Origin of the sequence: Arenimonas caeni (assembly GCF_003024235.1) — a bacterium.
Classification (GTDB): domain Bacteria; phylum Pseudomonadota; class Gammaproteobacteria; order Xanthomonadales; family Xanthomonadaceae; genus Arenimonas; species Arenimonas caeni.
The window spans coordinates 65,605-79,818 of record NZ_KZ679090.1 but is presented as its reverse complement, the minus strand read 5'-3'; the positions used below and the strand labels follow the sequence as shown (position 1 = coordinate 79,818).

At 60.2% G+C, this 14,214-nt stretch carries 11 protein-coding genes; 7 read left to right on the top strand and 4 right to left on the bottom strand.

Translation table 11 applies throughout. The features are described from left to right. The first annotated feature begins 8 nt into the window (after positions 1-8). Genes cydB through C6N40_RS08370 form a run of 3 tightly spaced genes read left to right on the top strand, consistent with a single transcriptional unit; the run spans position 9 to position 4,343 of the window. Positions 9-1,007 carry a cytochrome d ubiquinol oxidase subunit II gene (cydB, locus tag C6N40_RS08380; RefSeq protein WP_106990564.1) on the top strand — a complete coding sequence of 333 codons (999 nt, stop codon included), beginning with the start codon at positions 9-11 and terminating at the stop codon, positions 1,005-1,007. Next, positions 991-2,691, top strand: coding sequence for an ABC transporter ATP-binding protein/permease (locus C6N40_RS08375; protein WP_106990563.1), 1,701 nt, complete (start codon positions 991-993; stop codon positions 2,689-2,691). Before cydB ends, C6N40_RS08375 begins: the two co-directional genes overlap by 17 nt. Then, positions 2,688-4,343, top strand: coding sequence for an amino acid ABC transporter ATP-binding/permease protein (locus C6N40_RS08370; RefSeq protein WP_162782159.1), 1,656 nt, complete (start codon positions 2,688-2,690; stop codon positions 4,341-4,343). The genes C6N40_RS08375 and C6N40_RS08370 overlap by 4 nt, the downstream gene beginning before the upstream one ends. A gap of 520 nt (positions 4,344-4,863) precedes the next feature. On the opposite strand, the gene C6N40_RS14315 is transcribed toward C6N40_RS08370, so the two are convergent. From C6N40_RS14315 to C6N40_RS08355, 4 genes are all read right to left on the bottom strand, one after another. Further along, entirely contained in the window at positions 4,864-5,205 is a 342-nt protein-coding gene (locus C6N40_RS14315; RefSeq protein WP_205208578.1) for a hypothetical protein, read from the bottom strand. 568 nt (positions 5,206-5,773) lie between these two features. Continuing rightward, the gene (locus C6N40_RS14070; protein ID WP_162782158.1) at positions 5,774-6,814 is read right to left on the bottom strand and encodes an O-methyltransferase; all 1,041 of its coding nucleotides are present in this window, start codon (positions 6,812-6,814) and stop codon (positions 5,774-5,776) included. Positions 6,815-6,817: 3 nt separating this feature from the next. Continuing rightward, positions 6,818-8,239, bottom strand: coding sequence for an ATP-binding protein (locus C6N40_RS08360; protein WP_106990560.1), 1,422 nt, complete (start codon positions 8,237-8,239; stop codon positions 6,818-6,820). A 557-nt stretch (positions 8,240-8,796) separates the two neighbouring features. Further along, positions 8,797-9,969 carry a DNA cytosine methyltransferase gene (locus C6N40_RS08355; protein ID WP_106990559.1) on the bottom strand — a complete coding sequence of 391 codons (1,173 nt, stop codon included), beginning with the start codon at positions 9,967-9,969 and terminating at the stop codon, positions 8,797-8,799. 1,090 nt (positions 9,970-11,059) lie between these two features. On the opposite strand from C6N40_RS08355, the gene C6N40_RS14065 reads away from it, so the two are divergent. From C6N40_RS14065 to C6N40_RS08340, 4 genes are all read left to right on the top strand, one after another. Continuing rightward, positions 11,060-11,989, top strand: coding sequence for a hypothetical protein (locus tag C6N40_RS14065; protein ID WP_162782157.1), 930 nt, complete (start codon positions 11,060-11,062; stop codon positions 11,987-11,989). Between the two features lie 125 nt (positions 11,990-12,114). After that, on the top strand, positions 12,115-12,435 hold the full coding sequence (locus C6N40_RS08350) for a helix-turn-helix transcriptional regulator (RefSeq protein WP_106990558.1): 321 nt from the start codon (positions 12,115-12,117) through the stop codon (positions 12,433-12,435). A gap of 11 nt (positions 12,436-12,446) precedes the next feature. Then, entirely contained in the window at positions 12,447-12,872 is a 426-nt protein-coding gene (locus C6N40_RS08345; protein ID WP_106990557.1) for a hypothetical protein, read from the top strand. Next, complete coding sequence (locus C6N40_RS08340) at positions 12,869-14,185, top strand: DUF3987 domain-containing protein (RefSeq protein ID WP_106990556.1); 1,317 nt, start codon at positions 12,869-12,871, stop codon at positions 14,183-14,185. Before C6N40_RS08345 ends, C6N40_RS08340 begins: the two co-directional genes overlap by 4 nt. Positions 14,186-14,214: the final 29 nt, after the last annotated feature.

The window sequence follows — 14,214 nt, the reverse complement described above, 5'->3', positions numbered from 1 at the left end:
ACCTTCCCATGTTCGACTTCACTTATGTCTGGGTGGCCATCCTCGGCTTCGGCCTGCTGATGTACGTGCTGGCAGACGGCTTCGACCTCGGCGTCGGCATGCTCTTTCCGTTCGCCGTCAACGAAGACGAGCGCGACGTGATGATGAATTCCGTCGCGCCGGTCTGGGATGGCAACGAGACCTGGCTCATCCTCGGTGGCGCCGGATTGCTTGCCGCTTTTCCGCTCGTTTACGCGGTCTTCCTGCCGGCGCTCTACATCGGCGTATTCCTGCTGCTGGCCGGATTGATCTTCCGCGGTGTCGCCTTCGAGTTCCGCTTCAAGGCCTCGGCGAAAGGCAAGCCGATGTGGAACCTCGCCTTCACCGGCGGTTCGCTGGTGGCGACGTTCGCCCAAGGCGCCGTGGTCGGCGCCTACATCCAGGGCTTCGAGACCGAGAACATGCGCTACGTCGGAGGTGCTTTCGACTGGCTGACCCCGTTCACCGTCATGACGGGCATGGGTCTCGTTGCGGGCTACTCGCTGCTCGGCGCGACCTGGCTGGTTCTCAAGACCGAGGGCGAACTGCAGCAACGGATGCGCCGCTGGTCGCTGCGACTGCTGGCCGTCGTCATGGGATTCTTCGTGGTGGTGAGCGTGTGGACGCCGCAGATGGACGCGTACGTAAACGCCCGCTGGTTCGGAAACCTTTCCTGGCTTTGGTTGTTGCCGGCCGCCACGGTCGCGGTGGCCGCCCTGGTCTGGCGCGGGCTGGCGCGCGGCCGTGAAGCCTTGCCGTTCATCGGGACCATCGTCCTGTTCGGACTGTTCTACGCGGGCCTGCTGTTCAGCAAATGGCCCTACGTCGTGCCGCCGAGCCACACCTTCCATGACGCCGCGTCCGCGCCGGAGAGCCAGCTGTTCCTCCTCGTCGGCGTCCTGTTCGTCATTCCGTTCGTGCTGATGTACACGGCCTGGACGTACTACGTGTTCCGCGGCAAGGTGAAGATGGGTGTCGGCTACCACTGAGGCCGCTGTCGAGTCGCTCGCGGGCGCGCCCCGCGCGGCGATCGATGCCCGCTGGCTTGATGCCCTTTCCCGCGGGCATCGCCGCCTGCTGTGGGGCGTGCGTGGCGGGGCGCTGGTTGCTTTGGCCGGCGTCCTGCTGCTCTACGGCAATCTAGCAACTGTGCTCGTATCGGCTTTCACGCCCTCCGGCGGGACGCCGTCAGCGCTGACCTGGTCCGGACTTGCGGCGGGCGTGGTGCTGCGGCTCATGGGCGGGCTCGCACGGGACCACGCCGGCCAAGCCCTGTCTGCGGGCGTGCGCAATGAAGTGCGCTCGCGGTTGATCGCAGACGCCACACGGCGGGGCCCAGCCGAAATGGCGGCGCTCGGTTCGACGGCATGGTGGGCGCAGCGCCATCTCGATCAGGTCGATGCGCTGCACGGGTATTTCGCTCGATACCTGCCAGCCCGGGAATGGGCTCGCCTGTTCCCGCTGGCGGTGATCGTGGTCGTGCTGTCGCAGGACTGGATCGCCGGCCTGCTGCTGCTCATCGCGATACCCTTGGTGCCCTTGTTCATGGTCCTGATCGGGCTGGGGACGCAGTCAGTCCAGGAGGCCCAGCAGGCCAGGGAGGCGCAACTGGGCGCGGAGCTGTTGCAACGCCTGGAAACGCTTCCGTGGCTGCGTCGCGTCGGTGCCCTGGGGGAGTCTGCCTCAGCTGTTGGCGAAGCGGCGCATGGCCACCGCGAACTGGTGATGCGCGTGCTTCGCGTGGCCTTCCTGTCGTCGTCCACCCTCGAGCTCTTCAGTGCGTTGGCGATTGGTCTCGTGGCCCTCTACGTCGGCTTCGCGCTCCTGGGGCTGGTCGCCTTCGGCCCGGCCGCAAGCCTCGACGCATGGGCAGGCTTCTTCCTGTTGATGCTGGCGCCTGAGGGGTTCCTGCCCCTGCGCCAACTCGCGCAGGCTTACCACGAGCGCGGTGCCGCCCTGGCAGCCGCCTCGTCGCTATCGGCCCTCGAAAATCAAGCGCCGTTTGCCAAACCGTCCCCCGTGACGCTGGCCGGGCCAAGTGACGAGGCGGCCTTGGTCTTCGATGACGTGCACCTTGGCTACGGCCAGCCACGGCGCACGGTGCTGGAAGGCCTGAGCCTCCGGCTGCGACAAGGCGAGATCGTCGGACTCGCGGGCCCGAGCGGCAGCGGCAAGTCGACGGTAATGGCCCTGGCGGCGGGCTTCCTCTCCCCTGATGCGGGCCGTGTCGCACGAAGCGACCGATGGGCATGGGTACCCCAGCGCGTCCACCTCTTCCACGGGGATGTCCGAGCCAACCTCCAGCTCGCTTGCGAGGACGAGGTGGATGATTCAAAGCTGTCTGCGGCCCTCAACGCCGTGGGCCTCGGCAGCGCCTGCCCGGCGCTGCCGCACGGCCTGGATACGGTGATAGGCGAGCAGGCCTCCGGGGTTTCAGGTGGACAGGCGCAGCGCATCGGCATCGCGCGTGCCCTGTTGTCCGGGGCACCGTTGTGGCTCCTGGACGAGCCAACGGCGGCACTGGACGACGTGACGAGAGACCGGCTCCTCGACCAACTCCTTCCACTGGCACGCGAGGCGCGCGCGGCCGTGCTGATCGCCAGCCACGACCCGGCCGTTCTGGGGCGATGCGACAGCCGCATCGACCTCGGTGACGCACGATGCGCGCCATGAGCCCGGCACGCTACCTCTGGGATCTCTATCGGCCCGGCATGGGCCGATGGTTGATGGCATGGGCATGCCTGGCCCTGACCTGGGTCACAGGGGCGGCGCTGCTCGCGCTGTCGGGTTGGTTCATCGCGGCGAGCGCGCTGGCGGGCCTGGGACTGCTGGTCGGCCTCAACATCTTCACGCCGTCCACGGCGATCCGCGGCCTGGCCCTTGTCAAGCCCGTCACCCGATACATCGAGCGCGTCGTCGGCCACGCGGCGGTGCTTCGCCTGCTCGCCGATCTGCGCGTGCGCCTCTTCACGATCGTCGCAGGCACGCCCGCGCACCAATGGGCGGAAACACTGGGCGGCGAGCGCCATGCGGACCTGGTCACCCGGCTCATGCGTGACATCGACACCCTCGATGGCGTGCCTTTGCGCGTGGTGGGCCCCTTGGTTGCGGCGACGCTGACCCTCTTGGCTTCCGTGGCGGCCATGGCGCACTGGGGCTCGCCGGCGATGGCCGCGGTCCTCTTCCTGGGGGGTGCCACCATCGGCATCGCCGCGTTCACGTTCGCCGCAAAAGGTCGCCAGCGGGGAGAGGCGCTGGTGGCTTCCCGCGTCATGCTACGCGTCGCCCATCACGAGCACTTCAGCGGGCTGGCCGAGCGAATCGCGTACCGGAAGGCTGACTTGGGGCGTGTTCGATTGGATTGCCTGGCCGCCGAGCTCGTGCGTCGCGAGCGAGACCAGGAGCAATGGTCGCTGCTCGCCGAGCACTGCGTCCAAGCCTTGGTTGGGCTCTGGCTCGTCGCCGTGGTGGCGATGGGCGTGGGCACCCTTGATGCTCCCTCCCTCGCACTGGTCGCACTGATGACGCTCGGGCTTGGAGAGGCGCTTGCGGGAATTCCCGGGGCGTGGTGGCGGGTGGGTGAAGCGGAAGCATCGGCGCGGCGGGTGTTGGCACTGGAGTCCGAGGCTCGCACCGACCTTGCTTCCCATGGACTGGTGTCGCCGACGGGTCACGCCGCGCGGCGCGAGTTGGTAGTCGATGGCTTGCTGACTCGCCATCAGCCCGAGAACGCGCTGCCTTGGACGATCACTTTGCTTCCCTCGCGCCCATGCGTCCTCTACGGCCCCAGCGGGGGCGGAAAGAGCAGTCTTTTGGCGACGCTCGCGGGCGAGCTCGCACCGCTTGCGGGGCGGGTGACTTTGGACGGACTGGACTGGATGGGGCTGTCCGACGCTCACCGCTACGCGCGTATGGGCTTTCTCGGCCAGGAGGACAACCTTCTCGATCTGACCGTAAGGGAGTTCTTGTGTCTTGGCCTTGGTTCGGTCCGCGACGAGGCGTTGCACCGTGTTCTGGACGCTGTGGCGTTGGATGTTGTCTTCCGCCAGACCGGCGACGGTCTGGAGTACCGGCTTGGTCCGCGAGGGGCCCGTGTCTCGGGCGGGCAGGCGCGGCGGCTTCAACTGGCGGCCCTTCTGCTCCGGGATCCCGACCTGATGATCCTCGATGAGCCTTTTCGCGGCCTCGACGCCGCGGTCATGGCCCACCTTCTGCGGACTCTGCAGCCATGGCTCGAGGAGCGCTGTTGCCTCGTCGTGACCCACGCGCCCGAGTTGCTGCCTCCAGCCTGGCAACGACTGCGCTGGCCGCTCGTGCATTCTTAGTGCCCCGGGATGAGACCGGACCACGGGGGACGCTTCGGCAAAACTCGGGCGAATCGACAGGACACAAGCCGATCGGGCCGGGCGAGGTCTTGGCCAATCGCGAAAGATCCTATTTGACTGCCGGGGGCTTCTACGGATACGGCCCATACCGCAGTCAACCTGCGTCAGATGCCGCTTCCAGCCACGGCACCGACTCGACCATTCGGGGAGTTTGGTCGAACGTAGTTGTGGGCCCACCAGCACCCAAATAGATAGGCTATCCAATTGTCCTACTTGGTCTTTTCGAATGCGAGCTTCTCAGTTGCCTCACACTTTGACTCACACCCAGCCGAGGCTAACGTGGACTTAAGCGGACCTCAACGGACTACCATTCTCGTCGCCAAGTACGCATGCACCACAAACTGAGAGCACAGAGCATAAACGCGAGGGATCGTCGCAGCACGACGGAATTCAATCACCATAACGACCGCGAGCACTCACCCTTCTGGTCTCACAGCCGACCCCGAAACGACTCACCAAGTCACGACTGCTCCCACACCACCTCGCAAGCCAAGTACTCCCCCAAAACCATTCTCACCCGAATCAGTCCATCCTGATCGGTTGCCAAATAGCGATAGCGACCTTGCTGAACATCCAGCCAATCGTTGATCAAGAGGTCGATCACTCGCTCTTCGCCAGTCGGACCGACAAGCTTTGCTTGAATCACACCAACCCGCTGGCTGGCCCTCGTCCCAATTTCACCCCATAACTGAGGGGCAGGCACATTCTCAAATTCTTCCCGCTGTTCGGGGCTCAACAGAGCAATAGGATGCCACCAAGCCGCCACCGGATCTTGATCCGAAAACCAGCTGAGCTCGAACATGGCGTGTCCTCTTGCCAACTTGAGCACAACATTTCGGACCCTTTCCGGCTCAATGGAGAAGGAAACCTGACCCTCCACTTCGCTCCTAGCAGAAGCCATTTTTGCTCGGAGCGCAGGAGAGCGCCGAAGAATACCTGCGATCTTCTCTCGACGATGCAATGCAGGATTAACGGTACCAAGAAGTGCACACTCCACCAGGCAAGCAACGTACTCTTCGTCCCGAGAAAATCCACTGTTGCATACCTTGCAGGCACCAACCACAGGAAGCTCAGTCGGAAAGGGCTCATCCAAGAACACCTTAGATGGGACATGATCTCGTGTGCTTGGATGCGCTCCGCAATATGCACATCCACGAAAGAGCCTGCTGTCCGCGAGGTCACGAAGCTGATCCATTACTCATCCTCCAACGCCTCCTGTTCGACCCCAGCTGCCACGCGCTCTGCGGCTCAGAAAACATCACGGATTCGACACTCGCGAAACGCGATTCATGAGGGAAACACATGCATATAGCATCCAGAACCTAGCCAGATGCCTCGGCAGCAGTCGTTCGGCGTAGATTCTCCAAGCCTTACAGATCCACCCTGGAGAAGTGCGGATAGAGCCTGTAGAACTTTCTGAAACTGTCGACTGGATCAGTGCCAAGCTTCGAATCTACAACCTTCGCAAGATCGAAACCGAGCCTTCTGTGCGCGTAACTGCTTGACTCCAACGTCAGTCGCTCCAACGAAGAAAGCGCCGGAAGCTCAACTCGATGCGGATCTTCCGGCTTCGAAAAGAACTCCCATCCTCGGACCAACTTCTCAAGATCCGAATCTCCTTTCGGAGCTACGACAAGCGCCGCAGTCACCATGGGCTGTTCGTCGGCATAATGCGTTGCCAGGGCCCAGACGACTTGGCGATCTGAGAAACTTAGCGCCTGCTTATCGACTGAAAGCTTCAGCACTCCAAGCAGCGTTGGGCCATACTTCTTGTGCGTCATCGCTTCCGGAGCAATTCCGGCAGGCACGAGCGCGCCCAATCGCTGCCTGAACTCTTCCAGACGCCACTCGGCCTTCGTCGGCTTCTGCGCGCGATCGGATGACACCTCTCCATCAACCTCGACGGAAAGATCCTTCCCAGACGGCTCTTCTCCGCCACTACCAAGCGACGTCGGATTTCCATTCAGCGTTACTCGCAAGACACTTCCGACTGGCACTGTACCTACGGTCGCCGCGAACCGCTGAATCTGAGACGCAATGTCTTTAGGCGCCGTATAGTCAAACCAAATAATTGCCGGAGTCGCGAAGGTCGTCTGATCTAGGAACTTTTCGAGAGTGGAGTGGACGCATCTTATCGCGGCCAACGGTCGATTGAACTTTTGCCTCTTATGAATCTCCAGCTCAGACTCAACGCAGGTGAGTCTGCCAACCGTGCGACCATTCCTCTTGCGGCCGATGCCAACCCGTGAATGAACGAGCCGAAAGTCTTCTAAGAAGGGGCCGCCCAGACTCACGTAATGGTATTTCTCAAGGCCCAGTTTTGGAGCCAATCGCATCAGAAGAGAGAGAAACAGCTCTCGATCGACAGCTTTGTTTGGACGAAGCTTATATGGCAATGAAGAGCCGCTCATTCCTCAGCGCTCCACCCTGCTAGCCTTCACGAGCTGAATCTCGAAACATTTGTCTCCGACGATTCCGGGCTTCTCGTTTGCATCATCGAAGAGCATCTTCGAAACCAGCCGCACCTCCTCAGCGGGTCGAGAGAAGACGATCCGACGCCCAGAAGGAGCGCTCTCCTTTGGCTCAGGAAGCACACCCTTCATCTTTCGAGGGTCAAACTCAAGCGCAACGCTTCCCCTCCTCTTAGTGGCGCGCGGAGATACCGCCTCAATCGCCTGACTAAGTGACATCGGCTTTGCATCCGACCAGTAAACGGATTGATCTTCTCGCGGATGGTTCTTCCACTGATTCGTGTAGGAGATCCAAACGCGCATTCCTTCTTTCATCTTGACCAGAGACTCAAGCCAGACATCTGACGATGTGTCCAGCGCGCGCTTTGTCGTTGTCACAGGCAATTTCTTCGCGTCTTTTGCGCGAAACTCGATGATGCCCGTGATGACTATGAATTGGTCATGGTAGAGCGGTATTCCGTCACCCCAGCCCGTCAGACGACTTTTGTCTCCCACTATTACAGCGCGGTCATTACAAAGAACGGTCCAACCGGCAGTCGCAGAATTACGCTGGCCTGCAAAGTCACCAACCTCGTCGTGGTCGGAATCGCCCTCATACTGACGGCTGGTATTTAGGCCGACAGTTATGGAAACAAGCACACCATCAATCGTCTTTTGATAGACGTATGGCGCAGGACCATCCTTTCGCCTCGAAACGAGCACCTCCACGCGAACCGGCTTCACCGATCTACCATTGAGCTCGATCCTAAGTCCACGCTGCAAAAACATGGTGAAATGATGAGAGATCGCAGTCTCCACGTCATTAATGAAAGCCGCATTTGCGAAGTGCTTAGCAACACCCGGATACAGATCCTTGACTACAATTGAGGTGCCTGGATAGTCGAGCATTTCAGCAGCCTTGCTAGGCACCTTGATCGGAAGCTCTCGCCACTCCTTATCACTTAGCCAATTCGAGTCGATATGAACCTCGAATGTGTCCTCTCCATGCCGCGTCTTCACAAGCGCGTCAGTCCCCATTTTGAAGAGAGCACGCTTCATTCCGACGCCGTACATTCCGATTGTCTCAGTGTCGGCATCGCGCTTATCGTCGGCATCGCGCCCCATCTTGAATGCGTAGTTGATGGCCACTTCGCGAGGGATGCCGCCGCAATTATCCTCAATCGAGAATAGATCCTTGGAAAGCTTTATTTTGACGTGATGCTTCCCGTAGTCGACGTCTCCGCCATTGGCAAGACGCATTGCACCATCCAGGCAGTTGTCGATTAGGTCGAGAATTGCGTCATCAAGACTTATGTCTCGAGTCAGCATTGACACAAAGAACTGCTTGGTTGGGACGGCTTTCGCGGTGTCATTGCTGAGCTTCATAGCTAGCTCCTCCTTGCTTCGGCATTCTCTTCCTGGGCGGCAGCTGCGCTAAGGCGTTCATCGGCAGAGACGAATCAACAGAGGCTGGCCTGCCCAAGCTGACTGACCCAGCCCCTACTGTATACGCAGCCTACCTGACATTACGGCCAGCATCTTGCAGCTTCATCATCGCGCCCTCGATACCGACTGGTGCGGCAGCAACACTGACAACTTCTCTTGTTGCGTCTTGATAGCGCTGCGCACCTTTGCGGCCGAGAAGAGCCCTCATGCCAACTGCATTCAAGCTTCCTTGCCGACGGCTAGCCATGCCAAGAGCGCACTCCCTACTCCCAAGACGCGCCGCGCGACACCGCTCAACACTCTGCGCCAATCATTTCGCAAGCGAAACGGACTGACCTGACGGCGCTCTGCTGACCCCTTGAAACAAATTCTCTACGACGACCAGCTGGCGCACCTCGAATCGCCGCACAATCTCGGAAGCAACGCCCTCGCGCATAGTGCTGGCTCCAGCACCTTGCCGTGGCGCTGACATCGCCTACCGGATATGGCAACGCACGTCAGGCACTGACAACCCCTAACGGCCGAACATCGCCACTTTGCTCACACTGGCCACTCACTCTCGAAGACTTTTTGCAGGCGTGCTTGTGGACGTGCGCAACGACGGCTTCGCCAATAACTCGCCCAAGATCAACTGGGACAGCATTACCAATTAAGCGGCCAAGCACCTTGAATTGAATGCTGGCGCCCTCAGGCACAAAGGAATAGTCCTTGGGGAAGCCTTGAAGAATTGCCCCTTCGCGCAATGATAGACCACGAGCCTGCGATGGATGACCGAACCTCCCGTTTCCAAAGCCGAAGAACTGCGTGGTCAGCGTCGGCGCTGGCTCATCCCACCTCATACGGCCATAGACACCTGAGTACGTTTTGCCGGATTCCCTCCTATGGCAGTCGGCGACCAAGTCTTTTGGCCAATCACGCCAAGTACCGCCCGGCTTTGAGACCCTGATCCTCTCGTAATTAAGCTCTGACAGCCCTGAAGCTGCATGCAACGGGTCCTTGCTGTTGGCCATTCCATGACGAAGCACCGGAAGCCCCTTGAGCGCATCCGCGACAGTTCTCTTTGGCACATTTGATGGGGGGGTAAGTTTAATTTCGCCAAATCGCGAAGCAATTAGAACGGTACGACGCCGACGCTGGGGGAGACCATAATCAGCGCAGTCAATTACATCGAACCAGACCTCGTATCCCTGAACTTTCAGCGTGGATACAAAATCTCCAAACACCGAGTGCTTGGTCACGGTCGGAACGTTCTCCATCGTCACAATATCGGGCCTTGATTCCCGCACCAAGCGCGCAAACTGGTTAAGCAATCCCCAGCGCTCGGTACCGACGGTTTCGTAGCGTTGCGAGTAGCTTGAGAAAGGCTGGCACGGCGCGCAGCCAGCCAACATGCGTACCTGGGCATCGCCGAACCAAGAGGCCAAGTCCGACGCATTTAGGCTCGTCACATCAATGGCGTAGAAAGCACTCCCATTGTTGGTCTCAAACGGATGTTTACAAGCAGTATCAAGGTCAGCGCCCGCCACGACTCGAATGCCTGCGTCTATGAGACCTCGTGTCAGTCCACCGGCTCCGCAAAACAAATCGACACACGCGATGTCGATCGCAGTGGCGGCATGTGTCTTTGTTTGGCCTTCCTTCGAACTACTGCGACCACCCTTCTTCTTCATGTGAGCCCCTCGCTTGCCATGGCAATTGCCGCACACCTTTCTTCGCCCTGAGCACGTAGCGCGGCATACGCCGCGGTCGAGGGTACCACTTGCATAAGGACCCGATCAATCCGGCCTGCACCAGTCGAACGTGATGAAGCTCCCTTGACCACTCCCTGTTTTTGGCTGGGTCGAGCAATGTCGCGGGCGTCTCGCGCAAGAACGGGAGCGTAGAGGGATATCCAATGCTCCTGAGAGCGCCTAAGTCGCTTGAATGCCTGCCAACGAGACGATTAGGGATCAGGGCATTAAGGTCAGGAAGGTACCAACCAGTCGCTCTCCTACAAGCAGTCGACAGTGCCAGCCGCATGCGCAGCCAGTTTCCAGGGGCGCCCCAAGCTCCCTCCAGCGCTTAACTGCTCGGCGTATCCGGGCAGGCACCTGAGTGCCGCGTCACTGGGAGCCACGCAATTGCGGCTTTGCCGCACCAAGCCTCTAGGAATTTTGGATCTTCCAATGAGACCGCCATTCGCTACCAGGTGCCGGATTCTGTGGCCGCGGTAGCCACTGAAGTCACCGTGCACACCATTGAGCACTCGGAATTTCCTGCTAGAAGTCGCATTTGAAGAGCTGAGGTTTTTATCCCGTCGAGAAGAGGCGACCACCCTCGGCCATAGAAAGGGGCGAAGGCAATGGCGGACTGCTGCTTCAGCGACCGCTGGCAAATAATGCAGGTGATGCGGATGGATTCGGATGTCTCCGCAAACACCTGAGCTCCCGGCCCATCCTGAGTCCAGGTCATTTCGCAGCCGTATAGTCCGGGCCTCATGCCGGTCATTTCGACGATAGGGGATGAATTGAAGTTGAGACGGTATCGGTATCGCTATTCAATTGCGCGTGGGGCGTGAATCAGAAGGTGCGTCGTTTATTATTGCTCAGAGAATTCGCTCAATCGCCCACAATCTACTCCTTGCTACACGAAGAGCATTTCTTTGATTCAACTCGGTTACTCGGACCTATTTTCCAGTAGCTTAATTAGCCTGCTGAGTGCTGGCCAAGTACAAGACGCCATTATTCTTGCTGCGTAATCGAACCCTTGGAGACAAGAGATTTGAGCATCACAGAAGGCAAGCGTGTCGATGAGCCCGCGTCGTACTTTATCTACGAGCAGCTAGGCCAACGAGCGGTTGATCCAGAAACGCTCATCGGTAGCGCGATGGCACTCTGGGATCAATGCGCTATGGACTACGATGTACCCGAGCTGTGGGACCTCGCGAAGGAGCTGCTTGATTTGCAGGAGCCGTCGCCAGCTCTCTCGTGGGCCGAACACTTGCGTGTCTCCATCATCATGGGCAGCACAATCCCCCGCGGCTGGAAGGATTCATCGTCCTTTCCCTTCAAAGGGCTATTGATCTCGGCAATCTACCTTCAAGAGGCCGAGCGTTCATTGACGTCGCCGATCCCGGATCGAGCATGGCACTTGATTGCCATTGCTTACTACCACCTTGGATTGAACTCGACGGAATCCGAGCTAATGGCCCAAGCGCGAAAGCGCGCCGAGAAGAATGCTGAAGTGACGGAGGTTGCACGCGGCATGGTTCTCGGCGCACTTGATTGGGTCGCAAAGAATCGGAACCCAAGAAGCATCGCCGAGGCGCGAGAGATGGTTTACCAGCGGATATGTGACAAGGAAGGAGAGATAGAGGAGTTTCTATTCGAGTATGCAGACAAGGCGAAGATCGACAAAGCTTTGCCAAATAGTGAACGGCGGTTCCAAGCCCTGCAGCGCATCGAAGCCTTGACGCGCGACTGGGCTCTGCCCAACGGGCCGTACCCCGAGATCTCGCGACGGTTCGCACAATTCAGCCAGCGCAAGGCGGGCAAAGATCGGGCCGAACCACTCCCGAAAGCGCATCACCCCGGTGAGCCTGAAGGTCCGGAGCCTAGCGCTGCGCCCTCATTGGAGATCATCAGTGTGCGTGCCGATGGCTTTACGCTGACGACTCGCGTCTCCAAGGCGGATCCCGAGCCAGACTCTTGACCCAGCCATATCCCGGTTAAGTCGTCAACAGCTCCCGCCGGGGGCTGATTCGCTCGTCCGCCACCGTCCGTAGCTTTCCGATCACTGCCGGCAATGACGCCGGCAGGCCATCGAAAGGAAAGCACATGATCACCACGAACATTTCCAATGCGTCCCACAGCCGACTCTCGGAAGCCCGCAAGGAGTCCGCTGGTCCCGTCGCGCACCTGTCCTCGATTAGCGACCTGAGCCTTCGCCGGGGCCTTCGCTTGCCTGAGGTCCTTTACCTGTCGGGACTGAGCCGCAGCGCGTGGTACGCCCGGCTGAACCCGAACGACCCCAGCTTCGATCCGGAAGCTCCGAGGCCGTTCAAGTTGGGCAAGTCCCGTCGCTCTCCGTCGGTCTGGTGGGCCTGGGAGGTCATCGCCTACCTCGAGGCGAAGTCCCTTGCCCGGGCCGTCGCCTAAGGAGACCGGCCATGACCAACACCACCCCCGGGAACACCCGTAAAGCGACCACTCCGATTTCCCCGATCGATTCCATCCGCGAACAGCTGCTCCTGCTCAAGCCCAAGCCGACCCACGGCAAGGAACAAGCGTTTGCGGGGTTGTACCCGGACATTCAGCGACTGATCGCCGAGAAGGTCACCCAGCGCGACATCCTTGCCGTTCTGGCCAACCACGGTGTCAAGCTCAGTCCTACGCGTTTCAAGGAGTTGCTCCGGAAGTACTCCGGCGAGCCGCCCTGCGACACCTCCGGCACCTCGTTGACTACCCGCGGCGCCACGAAGGCAGCCAAGTCGCCGCTCCAAGGCGCGAGTGCCCTCCAACGAGGTGACCTGCCCGTTTCAGCTGCGAGCTTTCCGGGGCTCACCCAGGATGAACTGGGGGAGGATCGCGCATGATCAACCCCAAGTTTAGAGACCCTCCGAGATCCTTCCTGTTCACAGGACCGAACAACCTGCCGGTGGAGCCGGGCCGCCTGCCTTTGCCTCTTTTCCAAGCCGCAGTCACTGAGTTTCACGCCGCGACACGGTGGCCGATGGAGCTAGGCTACTTCAGTGCACTTGGCGCGCTGTCGGTTGCCCTGCAGAGCCAGGTCGACATGGTGACCCCCCAAGGTCGTCGACCGGTCTCGCTGTACATGCTGGGGGTTGGCAACTCGTCGGGAGGAAAATCCTCCTTCGCCGAGTACTTCCTAAAGGCGATCGAAGACTTCGAGGCGTCACGAACGGACCTCTTCCGGGGGCGAGCGTTCATCTTCAACAAGGTAACGCCCGCTGCCTTGTACCAGTCGATGAAGGCACTTCCCACTAGTTTCCTGCTCTCCTACGAGGCAAAGCAGTTGATGGAGAGCGTCTTGAGAAGAGATTCCAGCGCGCTCAATAACGCGTGGTCTGGCGAACCCATCAGGAGCAGCACCATCAAGCATGGCAACGTGTCGCTTCGGAACGCGCGCCTGACGACCCTGGCCCTGATCCACCCAGGGCTGCTTGATGAGGTGATGAGCCGTTACGGACGCGCCTTGAAGACGTCAGGCTTTCTAGCCCGGTTCCTCGTGGTGGCGACGCCACCCACCCCCTCGGAGGATCTGGTTCGCGGGGTGCAGGGTTCGTTACCGGAGAAGGCCGCATTCATGGCCCGCCTTATCTCCCTGCTGGAGAAAGGCATCTGGGCGGCAGACACGGAGGACTTTGAGCGCCTGGCTCCGCCCCTGAGCGCCGAGGCGGAGGAACTGCGGGTGTCGTACGCTAAGGGCCGGATCCAGCTGACGTACGAACATGGGCACTTCGAATCCGAGCCGGAGCATGCCCTCAAGCTTGCGGAGAACGCCGTACGGATCGCCGTGCTGCTGCACGTGTTCGAGGGCTTCCAAGGTCCAGTCAGCCCCTCGACATTCTGGGCCGCCATCGTTCTGGTGGAGATGTTCTCCTGGCACTACATGGCAAACCTCGGCTCGGAGGGAAGCATGATCTCTAGAGTCGAGCTGCTGAACGGCTGGATTGACCGCCGTTTTCGAAACGCCGTGCCGCCCACCACGGGCCGCTTTCCGAAGAGCCTGATTGGCCAGGTAGGCCCGAACTCGCTGCGCGACCCGAGGGTGTATGAGCCGCTGTTGGACGTGCTGGAGGCCCAAGGGCGAATCCAGAGGGTTAGGTCGGGAGGCGGCGAGCACATCGTCCTTAGGTCATTGCGCCCGGTTTACCCCGGCGTCTGATGCCTACCCCCCCCTCCGAAATCCGCTAG

Bases quoted from the DNA above. Each gene is read 5' to 3' on its own strand.
- C6N40_RS08360 (WP_106990560.1), bottom strand. From the start codon at position 8,239: ATGAAGCTCAGCAATGACACCGCGAAAGCCGTCCCAACCAAGCAGTTC.
- C6N40_RS14070 (WP_162782158.1), bottom strand. From the start codon at position 6,814: ATGAGCGGCTCTTCATTGCCATATAAGCTTCGTCCAAACAAAGCTGTC.
- C6N40_RS08350 (WP_106990558.1), top strand. From the start codon at position 12,115: ATGATCACCACGAACATTTCCAATGCGTCCCACAGCCGACTCTCGGAA.
- C6N40_RS14315 (WP_205208578.1), bottom strand. From the start codon at position 5,205: ATGTTCGAGCTCAGCTGGTTTTCGGATCAAGATCCGGTGGCGGCTTGG.
- C6N40_RS08370 (WP_162782159.1), top strand. From the start codon at position 2,688: ATGAGCCCGGCACGCTACCTCTGGGATCTCTATCGGCCCGGCATGGGC.
- C6N40_RS08340 (WP_106990556.1), top strand. From the start codon at position 12,869: ATGATCAACCCCAAGTTTAGAGACCCTCCGAGATCCTTCCTGTTCACA.
- C6N40_RS08345 (WP_106990557.1), top strand. From the start codon at position 12,447: ATGACCAACACCACCCCCGGGAACACCCGTAAAGCGACCACTCCGATT.
- C6N40_RS08355 (WP_106990559.1), bottom strand. From the start codon at position 9,969: ATGAAGAAGAAGGGTGGTCGCAGTAGTTCGAAGGAAGGCCAAACAAAG.
- cydB (WP_106990564.1), top strand. From the start codon at position 9: ATGTTCGACTTCACTTATGTCTGGGTGGCCATCCTCGGCTTCGGCCTG.